This window comes from Paenibacillus sp. B46(2026) (genome assembly GCF_056786355.1).
This window is the reverse complement of the sequence record NZ_CM165907.1, coordinates 6078089-6098365: the sequence shown is the minus strand read 5'-3', so window position 1 is coordinate 6098365 and position 20277 is coordinate 6078089. Positions and strand designations below refer to the sequence as shown.

The following is a 20277-nucleotide window of genomic DNA, read 5'->3' as shown; positions in this document are numbered from 1 at the left end:
GGAGTGATATGGTGATGGCAAAAGGCAACGAACAGCCAGGTTCTGGCACAGCGGTAGCGGGCGCAACAGCAACAGGTGCAGCGGCACAGACGGAAAGCTCGCTTTTCCAAACGTATGCGCGTTATCCAATCAGTCTGGTCAAAGGTAAAGGCAGCTGGTTATGGGATGAGCAAGGCAACCGTTATCTCGATTTCATGTGCGGACTCGCTGTAACTAGCCTGGGCCATGCACCGGAGAAAGTCGGAGCCAAGCTGAAAGCTCAGATTGATGAGCTGTGGCATGTGTCCAACCTGTTCCAGATTCCAGGCCAGGAGAAGGCAGCAGCATTGCTGACAGCCAATACGTGCGCTGATGCAGTGTTCTTCTGTAACAGTGGTGCCGAAGCGAACGAAGCAGCCATTAAGGTGGCACGTCGTTATCACCAGAAGGTGAAAGGCACAGATCGCTATGAAGTGATCACATTTGCCCAGTCCTTTCATGGGCGGACACTCGCTACACTGACAGCAACCGGACAGGATAAGGTGAAAGAAGGATTTTTGCCATTACCAGCTGGCTTTGTAACCGTACCTTTGCATGATATCCCTGCATTGGAGTCGGCAATCGGGCCCAACACAGCAGCTATTATGCTGGAGATGGTTCAGGCCGAGGGTGGTGTATATCCCGTTGAACCAGATTTCGTCAAGCATTTACGGAAACTGTGTGACGAACATGGGTTGCTGTTGATTGTCGATGAAGTACAAACAGGAATGGGACGTACAGGTAAACTGTTTGCACACGAACATTATGGCATTGAGCCAGACGTGTTCACCGTTGCCAAAGGTATCGGTAGTGGTTTCCCTGTAGGCGCGATGCTAGGTAAAGGCTTCTTGCGGGATGCCTTCACGCCAGGCAGCCATGCGACGACATTTGGCGGGACACCACTTGCTTCATCCGTTGTGATTGCAACAATCGAGACGATGCTGGAAGATCGTTTGCCAGAGCGTGCAGCGGAGATGGGTGAATACCTGATGAGCTCCCTGCGGGATCGTTTGGCCGGCAATTCCTTTGTGAAGGAAGTTCGTGGTATGGGATTGTTGGTCGGCATCGAATGTGCTGAGCCGGTAGGTGATATTGTGCTTGCTGGGCAAAAACGCGGGATCTTGTTCGTCTCTGCAGGACCAAATGTAATTCGTTTGCTTCCGAACCTGTATGTGAGCAAAGAAGAGATCGACGAGGCGGTATCCCTGGTAGCCACATTGATCGAAGAGCACGTAGCTGCGAAAGCCTAATATAAAAATGAGAACCTTTCTGTCTCGGGGCCATTACCGGCCTCGAAGCAGAACGATGATGAATCCCTGTAGCCGCGCGGTGAACTTGCAGAAGGTGGAAATGAATAAACTTGAGAAGCACCAAGGCAAAGTGTCAACGTTGCTCTCTCTTCTGCCCATGCGGGTGCAGGGAACCGGAAATAAGGAGGACATTATAGATGACAGCACAACAGACGGAAAAGATTCAGAAGATTGATCTGAGAGGCCGGGATTTTATCGAATTCACGGACTACACGGCCGAGGAGATTCGTTATCTGCTTGATCTCGCGATTGAGATTAAAGGCAAGCAAAAAAGCGGTGTACCTTTTCAACCGTTGAAAGGTAAAACGATCGGCCTTATTTTTGAAAAATCATCCACACGTACGCGTGTATCCTTTGAAGTGGGCATGTTCCAATTGGGCGGACACGCACTCTTCCTGAGCAAAAATGATATCCAGCTGGGTCGCGGGGAAACAACACATGATACAGCCAAAGTATTGTCCCGTTACCTGGACGGCATCATGATTCGTACCTTTGGACACCATAATGTAACTGAACTGGCAGAGCATGCTGATGTTCCAGTCATTAACGGTCTGAGCGATGCAGCGCATCCTTGTCAGGTACTGGCCGACTTCCAAACGGTGCTGGAGCACAAAGGCAAGCTCGCAGGTCTGAAAATGGCTTACATCGGAGATGGCAACAACATGGCACACTCCCTGATGCTCGGAGCAGCGAAGATGGGTATGCATGTTGCTGTAGCAACGCCAGAAGGTTATGAGCCGGATAGTGCAGTTGTGGAGCAGGCACGCATCATTGCAAAGGAGAGCGGGTCTGAAGTGACTGTAACCTACAGTGCACAAGAAGCAGCCAAAGATGCAGATATCGTGTACACGGATGTATGGGCAAGCATGGGCTTTGAAGAAGAGCAGAAGATTCGGGAGCAGGCATTTGCGGCATATCAAGTGGACGAGGAACTGATGAAAGGCGCGAAGCCGGACTACATGTTCTTGCACTGTCTGCCAGCACACCGCGGCGAAGAAGTGAGTGCCGGTGTAATTGACGGACCGAACTCCCTGATCTTTGATCAGGCGGAGAATCGCTTGCATGCACAGAAAGCATTAATGGCTGCATTAATGAGCGAATAGATGCTGTTTGCCTTTATGGGTTGATTTTAGGCGCAGATTTCGCGATGATAGATAAAAGTTTATAGCAACTGATCTTGGGGAGGACCACCACACATGGCTAAAGAAAAAATTGTACTCGCGTATTCAGGCGGGTTGGACACATCTGTAATTTTGAAATGGTTGAAAGAAACGTACGATGCTGAAATTATCGCATTCACAGCGGATATCGGGCAAAAGGATGAATTGGACGGCTTGGAGGAAAAAGCACTGGCAACAGGCGCTTCCAAAGTATATATCGACGATCTGCGCGATGAGTTCGCAAAAGATTTCATCTATCCGATGTTCCAGGCGGGTGCCCTCTATGAAGGACAATACCTGCTTGGTACAAGTATCGCTCGTCCACTGATTGCTAAACGTATGGTGGATATCGCTCGTGCAGAAGGCGCTACAGCCATCGCTCACGGCGCTACAGGTAAAGGAAATGACCAAGTTCGCTTTGAGTTGAACGCGGCCGCGCTGACACCAGACATTAACGTAATTGCACCTTGGCGTCTGGAAGAATTCCGTAACCAGTTCCCGGGACGTGCCGAGATGATTGCTTACGCTGAAAAACATGGCATTCCGGTAACCGCATCTGCGGCTAAACCGTACTCGACAGACCGTAACCTGCTGCATATCAGCTATGAGAGCGGTGTGCTTGAAGATCCTTGGTTCGATCCAAGCGCAGATGAGAACAAAGACATGTTCCTCCTGAGTAGTGCGCCTGAAGATGCACCGGATCAAGCAGAATATGTTGAACTGGAGTTCGAACAAGGCGACTGTGTTGCACTGAACGGTGAGCGCTTGAGCCCGCTACAAGTGATGGAGCAACTGAACGAACTGGGTGGCAAACATGGTATTGGCCGTGTAGATATGGTTGAGAACCGTTTTGTTGGTATGAAGAGCCGTGGCGTGTACGAAACACCGGGTGGAACAATCTTGTTCACGGCACATCGCAAAATGGAATCCATCACGATGGACCGTGAAGTGATGAACCTGCGTGATAGCCTGATCACACGTTACAGCACACTCGTTTACAACGGCTTCTGGTTCGCACCGGAACGTCTGGCGCTGCAAGCGCTGGTGACTGAAAGCCAGAAAAATGTTACAGGTACGGTTCGTGTGAAACTGTACAAAGGCAACATCATTGGCGCAGGCGTGAAAAGTCCTGTCAGCCTCTACAATCCGGACATCGCTACGATGGAAGCTGACCCAACGCAAGCCTACGATCAAGGCGATGCAACAGGCTTTATCCGCCTGAATGCACTGCGTTTGAAAGTAAACTCCGGCGTGGAGCAAAACAAAAACTAATTCAAACGTGCACATTATGCTGCATGACTATAACTGACAAGGCGGGCCGTTCTTGCACATCTGGCAGGAGCGGCTTTGTCCATGAGCGAAAGGGGAGTACTCACCGTGAGCAAGCTGTGGGGAGGACGTTTTACGAAACAAACCAATCATTTGGTTGAGGAATATACGGCATCGATCAATTTTGACAAAGCTTTGGCAGAGGAAGACATTCAGGGCAGTCTGGCCCATGTGACCATGCTCGGCAAATGCGGCATTCTGCCAGCGGAAGATGTGGAGACCATCAAAGAAGGATTGATCACCGTTCTGCACAAAATCCGTGCAGGTGAAGTGGAATTTTCCGTATCGGACGAAGACATCCACATGAATATTGAGAAAAACCTGATCGAGACGATTGGTCCTGTAGGCGGAAAATTACATACAGGCCGTAGCCGGAACGACCAGGTTGCAACCGATATGCACCTATACCTGCGCGAGCGCGTGGTTGGATTTGTGGGCATGCTGCATTCCTTGCAGGAAGCACTGATCGGACAAGCGAAAGATAACCTCGATACGATTGTACCGGGTTATACACATCTTCAACGTGCACAGCCAATTTTGTTCGCCCATCACCTGATGGCATATGTATCCATGTTCCAACGGGATGCGGAGCGTATGATGGACAGCTACAAACGCATTAACATCTTGCCGCTGGGCGCAGGTGCGCTCGCGGGCACAACATTCCCGATTGACCGTCATTTTGTGGCGGAACAACTGGGCTTCGATGGCGTGTACGAGAACAGTCTGGACGCAGTAAGCGACCGTGACTTCATCGTTGAGTTCCTGGCAGCGGCTTCGCTCATCATGACTCACTTGTCCCGTCTGAGTGAAGAGCTGGTACTGTGGAGCAGCACGGAGTTTGGATTTGTTGAGCTGGATGACGCGTTCTGCACAGGCAGCAGCATCATGCCTCAGAAGAAAAATCCGGACGTTCCCGAACTCGTTCGTGGTAAAACAGGACGTGTGTACGGCAACCTGATCGGTTTGCTGACGGTACTGAAATCTCTTCCATTGGCTTATAACAAAGACATGCAGGAAGACAAAGAAGGCATGTTCGACACGGTAGCGACGCTGGAGGGTGCACTGCAACTGTTCGCTCCAATGATCGCAACAATGACAGTGAACAAGGATCGGATGCGTCAAGCGGTCAACCAGGATTTCTCCAACGCTACGGATATTGCCGACTTCCTCGTAGGCGAAGGCTTGCCTTTCCGTCAGGCGCATGAAGTGATTGGTAAAACGGTGCTGTACTGCATCCAGAACAGCAAGTATTTGCTGGATCTGACGATTGATGAATTCCGTCAGTTCTCACCACTGTTCGATGAGCGGATCTATGATGTGCTTCAACCTGAAGCGGTAGTGAACGCTCGTAATGTATACGGCGGAACAGCTTCGGGTCAGGTCGCTGAAGCCATTGGACGCAGTGAGAAGGTATTGGAGATTACCGAGCAATGGATTACGAACCGCGGTTAATACCACCGCTAATATAGTTTATCAAGGTGTACAATGCCAAAAGCAGGCCAGAGAATTTGTTCTCAATGGCCTGCTTTTTTGTGTTTTATAGCGACAAAGAAGTGATCTGGATATATTTACAATGTTTTACTAGTCCCGTTTCGGCAAAGGCAACCATTTCAATACATCCTGGATTTTGGCATCCCAGTAGCCCCATTCATGTTCACCAGGCTCTTCCTGGTATGTCAGTTCGAAGTCCGTCTGTTCACAGGCTTGACGGAAGGTTTGATTATCCTCATACAGGAAATCTTCCGTTCCACAACATTGGTAGAGTTGAGGTCTTGGACCTTGGTTTGAAGAACTCTCTCTTAACAAATGGAGCAGATCATTATCCGTACCCGCTACCTCTGCTCCAAAAATTCGTTTTAACTCGGCCTGTTGTAAACCTGACGAAGCATTGTCCATATGTGCAGCCATATCGAGTGCTCCAGACAAACTTGCAGCTGCAGCGTATTGTGCTGGTTTACGAAGGGCCAGCTTGAACGCACCATAACCACCCATAGATAAACCAGCAACGAAGTTATCCTCGCGCTTTGGTGACAGTGGGAAGAAAGAGCGTGCGAGCGCTGGCAGTTCCTCACTGATAAACGACCAGTATTGTCCGCCTTCTGCCATGTCTGTATAGAAGCTGCGGTGAACCTGTGGCATAACAACAGCGATCCCGAGGTTGGCCACATAACGTTCAATGGAAGTCCGGCGTAGCCAGATGGAATCATCATCAGATAGACCGTGCAGCAGGTACAGGGTTGGGTGCAGTCCTTTGCCTGTCACATTTTCCATACCAATCTGATTGTGGGTTTGTTGCGGCAGAATGACATGCATGCTCGTGCTCAATCCAAGCGTATCCGAGTAAAAATCACATTTAATAAGTGCCATAAGTATAAGAAACCCCTTTCATAAGTTCATTAACCGAGTGTCCTGACTAGAGAGATAGATGGGAGTTGGGCTCCCTAATGGCTTTTAAGTGCCTATATTTAACAGGTTATACGTTATGCCCATCCAATGCAATAACAAGATCCACTGTAGGAAACCTTGCAAGAATATGCCCGAATCATATAGTGTACAACAGATTAACTCACAGGAGTGGAATGGTTCATTGGAGGAATGATCAACTATTTTCCTACTCAGTTTACAACGTAACAATGTTATGTTACACTCATTTCAATATAAAGGGGGACCATATATGACGGATGATTTGATCTCCAAAAAAGAATTGCTGGACCTGACAGGTATCTCATACGGCCAGTTATACCGCTGGAAGCGGAAAAATCTCATTCCGGAAGAATGGTTCATTCGGAAGTCGTCCTACACCGGACAAGAGACCTTTTTTCCCAAACAGCAGATATTACTTCGTATTGATAAGATTCTCAACATGAAAGACGGATTGTCGCTGGATGAGCTGGCAGACGTGTTCTCACCTACATTGGGCGAAGTGGAGATGTCTGCTTCACAACTGTTAGAGCGAAACATTGTTTCACAAGTATCACTGGATCTGTTGCAAGAAGCAGGTCTGGAACAACCGCTACATACTTTGGAGCAGATTATGATGCTGTATGTTCTAGATAAGTTGTTAATGAGTGGAGACATTACTCGGCAAGAGGGTGCGTTGCTAATTGATGTCATGTCTGAACATTATTATCGTTTTACAGGCAAACCCAGCGAACTGGTGCTTACCCGTAAGATGGGTGTCCCATCATTCATGCTGGTGACAGCAGGAACGGAGTTTTATTTTGACAATGGTGTGAAGGTGATTCTTAGGCAGCCGATGGGAACATTTATGGAAGAATTAAAACTCAAATTGGGATAGGGAGAGGATCATCTATGGCAGAGCGGAATAAGCGGAATGATCTGAATGTGGCGGGCATGAGTCAAACGGCAGGCGGGGAGTTTCACCGTGTATCTATTGATGGCATGGCTAAGGTGAACGGTAACCTGGACTGCACCTCTATGGAAGTAAATGGAACATTGAAGATGCATGGCGCTTTGAGCTCCGAGAGTGCAACGATTAACGGGATGTGCACGTTGAATGGTCCATTGACCAGCTCTCGTGTTCGTGTGGACGGCATGACGACGATTAACGGAGATCTCCATAGCCCTGAGCTTGAAGTGAACGGAAAGTGTACCGTACGTGGAAGAGTGGATGGGGAACGAATTGATATTGGCGGTGTGATCGATATTGAAGGGGATGTCCAATGTGAGTCCCTGAATGTACAGGGCAATATTAAGATCAGCGGCTTACTGAATGCGGGAACAGTGGAGATCAGGCTGCACACATCTTCTTCGGCTAAAGAGATTGGCGGAGAGCGTATCGATATTCGTCGCAAGGAGCAACAGAATGGATTTTGGAAAAGTATTGGTCTGGGCGGGACCCCTTCATTCAAGACATCCTTAATTGAGGGAGATGAGATTGTACTGGAAGATACGGAGGCTGATATTGTTCGGGGGAGCAACATTCATATCGGTCGTGGCTGTAACATCAGGCTGGTCGAATATTCAGGTGAACTTGAGGTTGATCGAGATGCCAAGGTGGGCAGCAGTCAGCGAATTTAAAGTTTGGATATGGAGAGAAAGGGATGGGATCGACATGAATAACAATCCGGGGCGTTCGTTGGACAAAAAAATGGATATCAGCATCGTTGGTGATGGCAGTTCTGCTGGGGGCGTGTACGGCAAGGTCAAGGTCGTAGGGGACGCGTCCTTCAACGACACTCTATATTGTGATCGTTTCAAATGTACGGGTACCTCGGTCATATACGGATCGCTTGAATCCACAGAGATTAAAATCACGGGAACCCTTACTCTGACAGAGCGAACTGCCGGCAGTGATGGTCAGGATGGAATCCATACCTCTGGCCTGCATGCCAAAGTCGAGCATATAAAAGTGGTAGGTGAGCTTCATCTTTCAGGGGATTGTCAGGCGGAAAGTATCAAGCTGAACGGGCGTTTGACGATAGCGGGTATGCTCAGCGCTGAACAGATGACACTCAAAATCATGGGTCCATCCGAGGTCAAGGAAATGGGCGGTTCCATCATCTCGGTGAAGAGTGGCCGGTTGAATGACTTGTTTACGGGGAGTAAATCGATTCTCAAGGCACAGATTATCGAAGGTGACGATATTGAATTAGAGAATACGGAGGCCGAGATTGTCCGTGGCGATAAAATAAAAATCGGTCCAGGCTGCCGGATTGGTACAGTGGAATACCGTTCATCTCTGCAAATTCATCCGCAATCGGAAGTTTTGGCGCAAAGCAATCGGTCCTTGGACTGATTAACGAAAACTTCTTTTCGGATATACTAATGCAGTCATATGAATAGAGCGTGAATGGAGAGATTGAGTACAATGGTTGCGCGTAAAAACAGTATTGGATTGGTGCTGGCAGGGTTACTGCTCAGCATACTAATGGCCTCGATGGATAATACCATTGTGGCAACGGCGATGGGGGATATTGTCGGGAAGCTGGGTGGGCTCGACAAGTTCGTCTGGGTTACCTCCGCGTACATGGTAGCTGAGATGGCCGGAATGCCAATCTTCGGTAAGCTATCGGATATGTATGGACGGAAGAAGTTTTTTGTGTTTGGTATCATTGTGTTTATGCTTGGCTCAGCACTGTGCGGAACGGCAACGTCTATTGTGGAATTGACGATGTACAGAGCGATCCAAGGTATTGGTGCAGGTGCACTGGTGCCGATTGCCTTTACCATCATGTTTGATGTGGTTGCACCAGAATCACGCGGTAAATTGGGTGGATTGTTTGGAGCGGTGTTCGGCCTGTCCAGTGTATTCGGACCACTGCTCGGTGCTTACATTACCCAGTATGCGACATGGGAGTGGGTATTTTATATCAACCTGCCGCTTGGTCTGATTGCGTTTCTATTTATTGCATTTTTCTATAAGGAATCTCATCAGCACCAATCCCAACAGATCGACTGGGTGGGTGCTATAACGTTGATTGGTGCTGTTGTGTGCCTGATCTTTGGTCTGGAATTGGGTGGCAAAACGTTTGCCTGGGGTTCCTGGCAGATCCTTGGCTTGTTTGCCGGATTCATTGTGCTCACGCTGCTCTTCCTATACGCGGAGACGAAAGCCAAGGAACCAATCATTTCTTTTAATATGTTCCGTAATCGAGTGTATTGGTCCAGTAACGTTATCGCCATGTTCAGTGGCGCGGCATTCATTACTGCATCCGTGTACATTCCGATCTTCATTCAGGGTGTACTTGGTGGTAAAGCAACCAACTCGGGTCTCGTGCTGTTGCCCATGATGCTCGGGTCCGTTGTGACGGCGTCCATGGGCGGGGTGTTGATGACCAAAATCAAGTATCGTAACATTATGATTCCTACGTTGGCACTGTTGGTCCTCGGACTCGGATTGCTGACTACGCTGGATGAAAGCTCGTCTCTGTGGACGATTCGCATATTCATGGTATTGGTTGGTCTGGGTGTCGGCGCTTCGTTCTCCGTACTCAGCAATGCAGCTATGAACGCGTTTGAACCGCAAAGACGCGGTGCGGCGAGTTCTACACTTAACTTTTTGCGGTCCCTCGGCATGACGATGGGGATTACGATCTTTGGGATCGTACAGAGCCAGGTATTTACGCGTAATATGAACGATGCCCTCGCTGGTTCAGCCGCGGAAGCAGGCGGTGCTTCAGCGGGCGGTATGCCTCAGGGAGTGGATCTGACCGATCCACATGCATTACTGTCACCAGAACTCAGACAGGCGATTCCGCCTCAGGTGCTCGACACCATCACACATGCGCTGTCTTCTTCCATCGTGCAGTTATTTGCCTGGGCTGCAATCCCGGCTGCACTCGCATTGATGGCTTCCTTCTTCATGGGGAAAGAGAAGATGGTCGTAGGCGAAGAACAAGGCGAATACACAGGTGGTCACTAAACCGTTATACAGTAAACCATAAGTTACGTATAGGGGCTAAACGTAGTTTATTAAAACTCGAATAACCTACATTAAAACAACATGGAAAGACACACTTCTCGCATATCCTCAACATGGATGGGAAGTGTGTCTTTTTGTTTTCGTATGATCAGCTTATGCTTATTCATGAATTACGACAGGATATTCTTTGTACCATTCCGTGATCTGCAAGTTGTCAGTTGCTTTGATTAAAAAATTTAAGGCTGTTTTGTATCGCTAATCCCGTCCTCCACAACAGAAGGCCCTTGTGGATCAGGCAAGCTGCTATGACCTGAGCGGGCAATCAGACGATTCTGAGCTTTGTACGTATCGCGTGTAATCGTTTTGGATTCAACGACTTTGCCGTCTACTGTCTTGGTTCGCACCGTCTCAACAATATATCCAGGCTGTCCGTTTTGCAGCACCTGCTGTGCACCATCAGGCAGTACAGTACTGGATACATATTTCACTGGAACACTTAATGTTTCAATGGTGCGAGATTCAAGGGCATAACTGACATTCTCCGGGAATGTGCCGAAAAATTTCACCATCAAACTTCGGTTTTTCACTTCGGCATGGATCAGCAAGGACTTGCCTGTATTGTTTTTGAAGCGAAAATTGATGGCTCCCGAGGCAAAGGTGGCATCCAATCCTTTCGGCAAGTATTTGACGGGCAGGGAGTGATTGCGACGCTCAATAATATCGAGACCCGTCAACAGTGCTGCGTTATACACCGTACTGGATACCTGGCAGATTCCACCCCCAATCCCGGGGGTTAGTCTTCCGTTCACAATGACCGGGGCCTCACGAAACCCATAATCCTTTTCAGCTTTACGGACGACCTTCTCATAATCGAACACCGCATCCGGAGGCAAAATCATACCGTTAATCGCTTCCGCGGCTGCGCTGACATTATGTATCCGGCCTTCACTGCTATTGCCAAGACCCGTGGAGAACTGGATGATCTTCCGGTCAATGCCTTCGTGGCGCAGTGAATCAAGGGTTACCTCAGGTTTCAACGTATACAGTGGTATCTGGATCAGCAGTGGTGCGGGTTTCTCATCCGGGTTCAGTACGCTGAAATCCCGATGCAGCTTCGTCTGAATGAGACTTGTGAGTGTATCCCAATCAATACGTCGGACGCCCTTTTCCGGGATGTACTGGACGTTGTCACTTGCGGTAATGCGGCGAACGGCGTTCGCAGGTGTCCCGAAGGTTTCTTTTTCCCAAGCAGGACTGAGATATTCTTGAAGTGGCCGTAAGTCGTAGCTCATATCCAGAGAGAACTCTTTCGGAAAATGATAACGTGCATATGTGCGTTCCCACAGGTTACCTTCCTCAAGCTGCTGTATTGCGGACTTAAAGTGGTTAACGTTGTAGCTCACTCCTACCTGGGCTGCGGTATGCGTCATGGTGTTGGGGTTTGGTTCAGTTACTTCAAGGGTGATAGGCCAGTCCTCCAGCTTTTGGATCCGTTCATCGAGTGCATGCAAAACCTCCTTACGATTCTTCCCTTCAACCGCCCAGCCACCAACATGGACGTCTTTAGGTATGGCAGGCTGATTTACGTACATATACAACAATCCATAGGACGCGGAGCCGATCAAGAGGATGGAGAATAGAACAATGACCGTCAGATGTATTTTTTTCATAACCGTACGCTCCTTTATACTTCAGTTGTTCCCGACTTTGTAACACTTTCTATATATATGATCCAATGCAGGAAAACTTTCGGGTACTCAATAGGTAACAAATTTGTTACAATAAACTTCATATGAATCCATGCTTCACCATCAAAACAGGGACAACGTGGATTTTTTCCTGATGAAAATCAGGTCTTTTTAAAGGAAATGCCGGGATTGTGTCGAAATGATAATGGCTAACTATGTGAGCAGGAAGTGATGATGTGATAGAAATGCAGGACGTGTGGAAGACCTACGCCAATGGGACCCACGCATTACAAGGGGTGTCGGTGAAGATCGACCGCAATGAATTTGTCTATATCGTCGGTCCGTCCGGCGCAGGCAAATCGACATTTATGAAATTGATGTACAGAGAAGAAGTTCCGACCAAAGGACAAATATCCATTAACGGATTTAATATTGGTAAGTTGAAGCCAAGAAAGATTCCTTATGTGCGTCGTAACATCGGCGTTGTGTTCCAGGATTTTCGTCTGCTGCCACGGATGACAGCATTTGAGAATGTGGCATTTGCGATGGAAGTTATTGAAGCACCGAAGCGTCATATCAAAAAACGGGTGATGGAAGTGCTCGACTTGGTGGGACTGCGGAGTAAGGCAAATCGCGAACCTTCACAGCTCTCGGGTGGAGAACAGCAACGTATTGCCATTGCCCGGGCTATCGTCAATAACCCATCGGTTATTATCGCGGATGAGCCTACAGGAAACCTCGATCCGGAGACGTCATGGGGCATTATGCAACTGCTGGATGAGATTAATTTCCGGGGGACAACCATTGTTATGGCGACCCACAACAAAGATATCGTAAACACGATGCGTAAACGGGTAATCGCCATTGAACGTGGACAGATTGTACGGGATCAGATGAGAGGGGAATACGGTTATGAATTTTAGTACTCTCTTGCGCCATCTGCGGGAGGGATTCAAAAACGTATTCCGCAACGGCTGGATGTCTGTAGCCTCCATCATGTCCATTATTGTGTCGCTGTTAATTCTTGGCGTGTTCATGTTGCTGGTGCTCAATGTAAATTCCATGGCGAATCAGGTTGATAGCCAGGTGGAGATCAGCACGTTCCTCGAACTGAATGTGGACGAGAACCTGCGTAACACACTGGAGGAAGAAATCAGCGCGATGCCAGAAGTAAGTGAGATCCGTTTTGTTTCCAAGGAAGAAGGACTCAAGGAGTTCCGTGAACGTCTTGGAGAGAGTGCAGATAATGTGCTTAGCGGTTTCGATGTAGATAACAATCCACTGCCGGAGACCATTGAAGTTGAGGTCATTGAACCGGAAACCGTGGCTTTTGTAGCGCAAAAAATCGAAGCTTTGAACGAAAAACACCCGGAGAAGCCGATCATGAAAGTGAACTACGGCAAGGAAACGGTGGAAGTATTATTCAAATTTACGAAACTAGTTCGTAATATCGGATTTATTTTTGTCGGGGGACTGGGTCTGATGTCCATGTTCCTGATCTCGAATACGATTCGCGTAACGATTCTGGCCCGTCGCCGGGAGATCGGCATTATGAAGCTGGTTGGCGCAACCAACACCTTTATTCGTTGGCCTTTCTTTATTGAAGGTGCACTCATTGGATTTATTGGCTCGGTCATTACGGTTGGGGTGTTATTCGTTGGATATGGCCAGTTAATGGCCACGATTGGTCAGGATGTATTCATGCAGATGCTTAACTTGATTCCGCTCGGCGAAATCTGGCTGCTGTTTGGAACACTGTTGATCGGACTTGGTGTGCTGGTAGGTATTTTGGGAAGTACACTGTCCATTCGGAAATCACTCAACGTTTAAACTTGTTTTCAACGATCAAATTGCAGAATATGTCGAAAAGAATGGTAGAGCAGGTTCATTCATGGACGCTGTTTGACGATATGTAGGAAAGACGGAGTCGTTTAAGATTGAAGAAAGCAAAGAACATGCTGTTCACCACCTGTGCAGGTTGCTTTCTTGTGAAATCATAGGATGGGGGATCATCATTTTGAAAAAAACCGCTTCGCTGCTGGCCTTTACGTTATTGGCCGGTATGACGCTTCAACCTTCTGACGGATATGCCAAGAGTAGCATCAGCGATATTGACCAGCAGATTCAGCAACTGGAGAACAAGGCAGCTACTGCCAAGCAGGAGCAGAAAAAAGCAGCTTCCAACAAAAAGGAAGCTCAGCATTACAAGAACAAAACCAATGCTTATCTGAAGGTTGTCATGGAACAGATCAATGTCGTTAGTGATGAACTGGCCAGCGTATCCTTGCAGATCGAGAACACGGAGGAAGATCTCCGTACAACCAAGAAAGACCTTCAAGCGGCAGAAGAACGTATTGTTGCAAGGGAGAAACTTTTGGAGTCACGTGTGCGTCTGATGTATACGGACGGTGCTGTATCCTATCTGGATGTATTGTTGACTTCCACCAGCTTCACTGATTTTCTGACTCGTGCGGATTCACTCAAAACGATCGTGGATCAGGATCAGCATCTGCTGGATGAACATAAATCGGACAAGCAGCTGGTTGTGGACAAAAAAGCAGAACTGGATCAGCAATATGCGGAAGCCAAGAGTCTGTATGCACAGAAGAAACAGCGCAAGTCCCAATTGAATGAAAAAGAAGCGGAAAAGCAAGTGCTTCTCGCTTCATATGATGCTAAGATTGAAGAATCAGAAGAGCTGACACAAGAGCAGGAAGATGTATTGATGCAGATTGCCAGCAAACGTTCGGCACTTCTTCAAGAGAAAAATAAATTGCGTGAACAACAGGCAGCAGCCGCAGCCAAAGCAAAAGCCGCAGCAGCCGCTCGGGCGAAAGCTGCAGCCAAGACGCCAACCAGAGTCAGCTCGGATAGCAGCAGTGAGGTCACGTATTCATCCGGTAATGGTATCTTCTCAAGACCGGTATCTGGAGGACGCATTTCTTCTCCATTCGGTCCCCGTACCCATCCAATTACAGGTGTAGTGGGTAAGATGCATAACGGTGTTGATTTCGCTGTGCCTGTGGGAACCTCTGTACACGCTGCCTCTGGCGGAATCGTGATCATGGCTGAATGGTATAGCGGATATGGCTATACGGTTATTGTGGACCATGGTGGCGGGTTATGGACGTTATATGGTCACTTACGCGAAGGTGGATTTAAAGTCAGCAAGGGTGACACCGTGAGCAAGGGTGATACCATTGCTGAGTCAGGAAATACAGGGAACTCTACTGGACCTCACTTGCACTTTGAAGTACGAGACAATGGTACGGCAGTCAATCCAATGAATTATCTGTAAATTCCTTGTCCCCAGACCGAATGGAAAAAACATATTCCGTACAAGCTAGACATATACTAAGCTGGCATGTTCAGGGAATGGATTCTGTCAATAATGGAATCTGACACGCTTCAAAACTAAAGGCGGTGACAAACGGATGATGAAAAAAAGATCGGCGCTACTGCTTGTCATTGTGGGTCTCCTTGGCGGTAGTTTGTTAACCCTGGTATTGATGACTTATCCGGGGATAGCGAGCCAGACTACAGCGGGCGAAGGTTTGCTGGCCAGTGTAACCGGCAATACGCAGCAGAAGAACGATATGAAGAAGATTGAAACCGCGATGGATTTGATCTCAAGCAACTACTATAAAGACGTGGATCAGACCAAATTGATTGACGGTGCGATCAACGGCATGATGGAATCCCTTGGTGATCCGTACTCCAACTATATGGGGCAGGAAACGGCTGCCCAGTTTGAAGAGTCGATCGAAGGTTCATTTACCGGTATTGGCGCAGAGGTATCCTCACAGGACGGAAACGTCGTTGTTGTTTCCCCGATCAAAGGATCACCTGCCGAGAAAGCGGGTATTCGTGCGAAAGACATGATTATGTCTGTGAACGGAGAATCCCTGCAAGGTTTGGAACTGAACAAGGCTGTTAATAAAATCAGAGGTCCAAAGGGCAGTGAAGCGAAGGTACAAGTTAAACGTGCTGGATCTTCCGAACTGATTGAATTTGTTATTGTACGGGATGACATTGATCTGGAGACCGTATATGCGCACATGGAGGATGGCGGAATTGGCGTTATTGCCATTACCCAATTCTCTCTCAATACAGGCGATCGCTTCAAGGAAGAATTGGCGAAGCTTGAGAAGCAGAACATGAAAGGTCTGGTCATCGATGTACGTAATGACCCAGGCGGTGTACTGCAAGTTGTCATTGATATTGCTGAACAGTTCGTTCCTAAAGGCAAGGTTATTGTGCAAGTTGAAGACAAGAACGGCAAGAAGGAACAAAGTAAATCGAATGGATCAGCCAAAGCTTATCCAATCACAGTCTTGATGAACAAAGGTAGCGCGAGTGCGTCGGAGATTTTGGCCGGAGCATTACAACAGTCAGCAGGCGCTAAGTTGATCGGTGAAAACTCCTTTGGTAAAGGAACCGTGCAGACGAGTTATGACAAGCAAATGGGTGACGGCAGCTTGCTGAAGATTACCATTGCCAAGTGGCTCACTCCGAACGGGGACTGGATTCATGAAAAAGGAATCAAACCGGATATTGCGGTAGACCAACCGGATTACTTCTCGGTGGCACCGATTAACAAAGAGAAGTTACCACTTAAATATGACAGCAATAGCACGGATGTGAAAAGTGCGCAGACGATGCTGAGAGGACTCGATTTCAAACCGGATCGTGTGGACGGATACTACGACCAGAAGACAGAAGAAGCGGTCAAGGCATTCCAGAAGCAAAAAGGCATCCAGGCCACAGGCCAGATTGATGAGAAAACCGCTGAATCACTCGAAGCGGCTCTGATTGAACGTATTGCCAATCCTCAATATGATGCACAGCTGAAACGCGCGATCGAAAATGTCTCAAAGGATATTTCGTCCGCAGTGTCGAAGCCATAAAGAAGGCTGATTTTCAGCCTTCTTTTTTTCTGAACCGGCTGAAGGAGAGGAGTGACCGACCACAATGGAATGGGTATGGCCGTGGTTAACTACATTAGGAGAAGCATTGTTGCAGTTGTTTATTCAGCCGTTTTATTATATAGCGGTGATTCTCATTGCGCTCATCTATCATCGTCAGTTACTACAAGAACGTAAATTGTTTCATGTTCGTTTGCAAAGCTCGATAACCCAGACGATCCGAGCGGTGCTCGGAGGCATACTCATTGGTACCATCGTCTCAATTGTGTCCCTATTCCTGGGTGCACATCTTACACTGGGAAGCCTGATATGCATATGGGCTGCAACGCTAGTTCTATCCTTGTTCCGTATCCGATATCTGTGCTTTGCTTACGCGGCCGGATTGTTGGGTGTGTTGCAATTTGGTTTGAATCTGGCTTCAGGCTGGCAGCCATCGGGATGGATGGGCAGTATCACGGAGACGCTACGTACATTGGACATGCCTGCACTGCTTGTCCTGGCGGCCCTTCTGCATATGGGTGAGGCTTTGCTGGTACGCATGCAGGGGGTATCGATGGCATCACCGCTTCTCTTCGAGGGAAAACGCGGTAAACTGGTGGGCGGATATCAACTGCAACAATTCTGGGCCATTCCCCTACTGATTCTTGTTCCAGTCACAGGAGGTGGCGCAGAGCTGGCATGGAATCCGCTTATGAATGCGGGACATAGTTATATGCTGGTTGCGCTGCCGATCATGCTCGGATTTGGTGAGGTAACGCAGAGTATGCTCCCAGGCCAGAAGGTGCAGATCTCGTCAAAACGGTTGATGTTTTATGGGACAACCCTGCTCGTGTTCAGTTTGCTTGCTGCATGGTGGTCTCCACTCATGGTGGTTGCCGCGCTGATTGCATTTATTGGACATGAATTTCTGGTATGGTACAGCGCGTTTGAAGAGCAAAATCGCAGTCCGGTATTTGTTCATCCGCAGCATGGGTTGAAAGTATTAGCTGTTATTCCGGAGAGTCCTGCTGCAGATTTGGGGATTGAAGCAGGAGAGACGTTGTACAAGGTGAATGGTAAGTTGGTTCATTCACCGGAAGAGTTGCATCGTGCTCTGCGGATGAACCCGGCTTTTTGCAAACTCGAGGTACGCAATCACCAGGGAGAAAGCAAGTTCATGCAACGAGCGATCTATGAAGGGGAGCATCATCAGCTTGGGGTCATTATGGCACCTGACAATCACGAGGTCTGGGCGATTCGGTTACGTCCACTGACGCTGTTCCATATCATTAATCTCAAATTGTTTGCCCGCCTGAAAAAACCACAAAGGGACGAAGCTCCATTGGCGTTACCACCAGCCCCTGTGGCCAGTGACAAAGGGTCCATAGAGATGTAACTAAGCATACGTGATGAAGTATGTTGCATAAATCAAGCAATGAAAAAGGAAAAAGGTATTTCCGAGGGCCGTCACAGGCAAGGGAAATACCTTTTTGTTATTTTTTTAACATAAAGATGGCGATTTGGGTCCGATCACGCAAGCTCAGCTTACCGAGAATATCCGTGACATAATTTTTGACCGTACCTTCACTGAGGAACAGTTTGGCTGCAATTTCTTTATTGGATAACCCTTCCGATATAGCCTCGGCAACCGCCAGCTCCATACGTGTGAGTCCATAGGCTTCGATTGGGTCCTGTGTCTGGGAAGTTGGAGAAGGACGAAGAAGGCCTGTTAGCTTGCGGGCAATATCCGGATGAATTAACATATCACCGTTATGTACGGTCTTGATGCCTTGAATGATCCGCTCGGGGGGGACATTTTTGAGTAAATAACCACTTGCTCCATTCTGCAATGCCTGAATAATATACTCATCGTCGTCAAACGTAGTCAGCATGAGCACCTGGATCTCAGGAAAACGTACCTTTATGCGTTTGGTACCTTCAACTCCGTCACATTCCGGCATCCGAATATCCATTAAAACCACGTCCGCAGGCGTTCCTGCTTCAAGCAATTCCAACGCTTCCTGTCCATTTGAGGCTGTGCCTGTAACACTAATGCCAGAGCCGAGTCCAAGCAGTACTTTAAGGCTCTCGCGAATGAAATAGTCATCGTCGGTGAGAATCAGCCGGATAAGCGGAGGGTGGGCTGAATCATTCTTGTTGTTTACATCATTCCGTTCGGACATGAGAACATTCACTTCCTTTTTCAGAGTATATGCATTGGGTTGGTTATTGGAATGCGTGTAATCACCGTATATGGATAAGCCGGTTGAATCTCCAGGGCTCCTCCCACCATTTGTGTCCGCAGACGCATGCCCTCCTGTCCTATGCCATTTCCCTTGGAAGAATGGGGATTAATTTTGCCATCATTACTTACACTCATACAGACTTCCTGAGCCCCGAATACCAACTCTACTGTGATCGAAGAAGCATTTCCGTGTCGCAGGGCATTGGTTAAGGCTTCTTTGGCATTTTTGTACAAAACAATCTGTATGCTGGGATACAGCACATGAGATGGGCCATGAACTTCATAATTTGTCTTCACGCCGGTATCTCTGCCCACTTCTTCAAGGAGACGATCCAGTGCGTAGGTAGTGGAAACATAGGAATCCGGTTGCAGTTTGTGCAAGGTCTTGCGCATATCATCCATACTGTCGGCCAATTGATCGCGAATCTGTCTCACCATTTCCGTTCCTTGTTCCCTATTTCGAGGGAGGGTCAGCAGGGCGGCTTCCGACATCATTTTGGTGCGAATCAGTCGATGCCCGATATCGTCATGAAGTTGTCTTGAGATACGGGTTCGTTCCTCTGCCTGAGCCGCTCCTTCAAGTTGCTTTGTAAATAACAGCAGCTGCGCACGCGTTTCTTGTAGCTCGTAATGTTTGCTGCGAAGCTCGTCGTAGACTTGTTCCAGTTGTCCGCGGCTGCTCGCCGTTCTGGATCCCTGCCAGGACAGAGATGCTATGATGAGCAAAAGCAGGTTGCCAAGAACCACCGCTGTTGTCTCTGCGGAGAATACAGTGGCGGCGTTTGTATACAGTGTGGTTAACCCTGACTGCATTGCTTGTGGGTGAGAATAATGCCAATGCAATGCCACATTGCTTGCCACAAGCTGACTTCCAAACATCAACCACCGCTGACTCCCCTCCAGTCTGTACATATACACGTAGAGCACGGATAGAGAGAGGAATACCATAAATGGTCCATACCAAGCCATCAGCCAGCAGTTCCAGAGTATTTGGACCAGAAGCAGCAGCCACTGCTGTGTACTTGAACGGGTGAAATCTTTCCACACGGAGAGTCCAAGCGCGATGATGACATACAGGGTGTAGACGGCTTCGTTTTCCAAGGGCAGCATCAACAGGTACAGCACTGCTGGAACGATAATCAATCCGTATTGCAGAAACCGCATCGGCATATGGTTGTGACATCCTTTATATAAAAAGTGGAGTAGAAAATCTCTCGGTAATGCGCCCTTGATTATAC

At 48.2% G+C, this 20277-nt stretch carries 18 protein-coding genes; 14 read left to right on the top strand and 4 right to left on the bottom strand.

Annotation, left to right across the window (positions count from 1 at the left end):
* The first annotated feature begins 14 nt into the window (after window positions 1-14).
* The 5 genes from AC1S8V_RS27050 to argH all read left to right on the top strand — a co-directional run bounded on the left by AC1S8V_RS27050 (window position 15) and on the right by argH (window position 5269).
* Complete coding sequence (locus tag AC1S8V_RS27050; protein WP_482071444.1) at window positions 15-1268, top strand: acetylornithine transaminase; 1254 nt, start codon at window positions 15-17, stop codon at window positions 1266-1268.
* Window positions 1269-1347: 79 nt separating this feature from the next.
* Complete coding sequence (locus AC1S8V_RS27045; protein ID WP_482071443.1) at window positions 1348-1503, top strand: hypothetical protein; 156 nt, start codon at window positions 1348-1350, stop codon at window positions 1501-1503.
* A complete protein-coding gene (argF, locus tag AC1S8V_RS27040) occupies window positions 1466-2431 on the top strand; it encodes an ornithine carbamoyltransferase (RefSeq protein ID WP_482071442.1) in 966 nt (321 codons plus the stop codon). The genes AC1S8V_RS27045 and argF overlap by 38 nt, the downstream gene beginning before the upstream one ends.
* 93 nt (window positions 2432-2524) lie before the next feature.
* A complete protein-coding gene (locus AC1S8V_RS27035; RefSeq protein WP_017692004.1) occupies window positions 2525-3760 on the top strand; it encodes an argininosuccinate synthase in 1236 nt (411 codons plus the stop codon).
* Window positions 3761-3865: 105 nt separating this feature from the next.
* Window positions 3866-5269 (top strand): argininosuccinate lyase, encoded by a 1404-nt coding sequence (argH, locus tag AC1S8V_RS27030; protein ID WP_482074593.1) that lies wholly within the window; start codon window positions 3866-3868, stop codon window positions 5267-5269.
* A gap of 129 nt (window positions 5270-5398) precedes the next feature.
* Here argH and AC1S8V_RS27025 read toward each other — a convergent pair whose 3' ends face one another.
* Window positions 5399-6184 carry an alpha/beta hydrolase gene (locus AC1S8V_RS27025; protein ID WP_482071441.1) on the bottom strand — a complete coding sequence of 262 codons (786 nt, stop codon included), beginning with the start codon at window positions 6182-6184 and terminating at the stop codon, window positions 5399-5401.
* 307 nt (window positions 6185-6491) lie between these two features.
* On the opposite strand from AC1S8V_RS27025, the gene AC1S8V_RS27020 reads away from it, so the two are divergent.
* From AC1S8V_RS27020 to AC1S8V_RS27005, 4 genes are all read left to right on the top strand, one after another.
* Window positions 6492-7115 carry a YhbD family protein gene (locus AC1S8V_RS27020; protein ID WP_482071440.1) on the top strand — a complete coding sequence of 208 codons (624 nt, stop codon included), beginning with the start codon at window positions 6492-6494 and terminating at the stop codon, window positions 7113-7115.
* Between the two features lie 14 nt (window positions 7116-7129).
* Window positions 7130-7858: a polymer-forming cytoskeletal protein gene (locus AC1S8V_RS27015; RefSeq protein ID WP_482071439.1), complete on the top strand. Its 729-nt coding sequence runs from the start codon at window positions 7130-7132 to the stop codon at window positions 7856-7858.
* Window positions 7859-7892: 34 nt separating this feature from the next.
* A complete protein-coding gene (locus tag AC1S8V_RS27010; RefSeq protein ID WP_482071438.1) occupies window positions 7893-8576 on the top strand; it encodes a hypothetical protein in 684 nt (227 codons plus the stop codon).
* A 72-nt stretch (window positions 8577-8648) separates the two neighbouring features.
* On the top strand, window positions 8649-10202 hold the full coding sequence (locus tag AC1S8V_RS27005; protein WP_482074592.1) for an MDR family MFS transporter: 1554 nt from the start codon (window positions 8649-8651) through the stop codon (window positions 10200-10202).
* 236 nt (window positions 10203-10438) lie between these two features.
* Here AC1S8V_RS27005 and AC1S8V_RS27000 read toward each other — a convergent pair whose 3' ends face one another.
* On the bottom strand, window positions 10439-11872 hold the full coding sequence (locus AC1S8V_RS27000) for a VanW family protein (protein WP_482071437.1): 1434 nt from the start codon (window positions 11870-11872) through the stop codon (window positions 10439-10441).
* A 254-nt stretch (window positions 11873-12126) separates the two neighbouring features.
* Here AC1S8V_RS27000 and ftsE point away from each other — a divergent pair, with 254 nt between their 5' ends.
* The 5 genes from ftsE (at window position 12127) to AC1S8V_RS26975 (ending at window position 18190) form a co-directional block, all read left to right on the top strand.
* Window positions 12127-12813 carry a cell division ATP-binding protein FtsE gene (gene ftsE / locus AC1S8V_RS26995; RefSeq protein ID WP_024631580.1) on the top strand — a complete coding sequence of 229 codons (687 nt, stop codon included), beginning with the start codon at window positions 12127-12129 and terminating at the stop codon, window positions 12811-12813.
* Complete coding sequence (gene ftsX, locus AC1S8V_RS26990) at window positions 12803-13720, top strand: permease-like cell division protein FtsX (protein WP_482071436.1); 918 nt, start codon at window positions 12803-12805, stop codon at window positions 13718-13720. Before ftsE ends, ftsX begins: the two co-directional genes overlap by 11 nt.
* Window positions 13721-13907: 187 nt before the next feature.
* Window positions 13908-15188: a murein hydrolase activator EnvC family protein gene (locus AC1S8V_RS26985; protein ID WP_482071435.1), complete on the top strand. Its 1281-nt coding sequence runs from the start codon at window positions 13908-13910 to the stop codon at window positions 15186-15188.
* Between the two features lie 136 nt (window positions 15189-15324).
* Window positions 15325-16797, top strand: a complete 1473-nt coding sequence (locus AC1S8V_RS26980; RefSeq protein WP_482071434.1) for a S41 family peptidase — start codon at window positions 15325-15327, stop codon at window positions 16795-16797.
* A gap of 64 nt (window positions 16798-16861) precedes the next feature.
* Window positions 16862-18190, top strand: a complete 1329-nt coding sequence (locus tag AC1S8V_RS26975; protein ID WP_482071433.1) for a PDZ domain-containing protein — start codon at window positions 16862-16864, stop codon at window positions 18188-18190.
* A 97-nt stretch (window positions 18191-18287) separates the two neighbouring features.
* On the opposite strand, the gene AC1S8V_RS26970 is transcribed toward AC1S8V_RS26975, so the two are convergent.
* Complete coding sequence (locus tag AC1S8V_RS26970; protein ID WP_482071432.1) at window positions 18288-18977, bottom strand: response regulator transcription factor; 690 nt, start codon at window positions 18975-18977, stop codon at window positions 18288-18290.
* A 20-nt stretch (window positions 18978-18997) separates the two neighbouring features.
* Window positions 18998-20209: a sensor histidine kinase gene (locus tag AC1S8V_RS26965; protein ID WP_482071431.1), complete on the bottom strand. Its 1212-nt coding sequence runs from the start codon at window positions 20207-20209 to the stop codon at window positions 18998-19000.
* Window positions 20210-20277 lie beyond the last annotated feature (68 nt).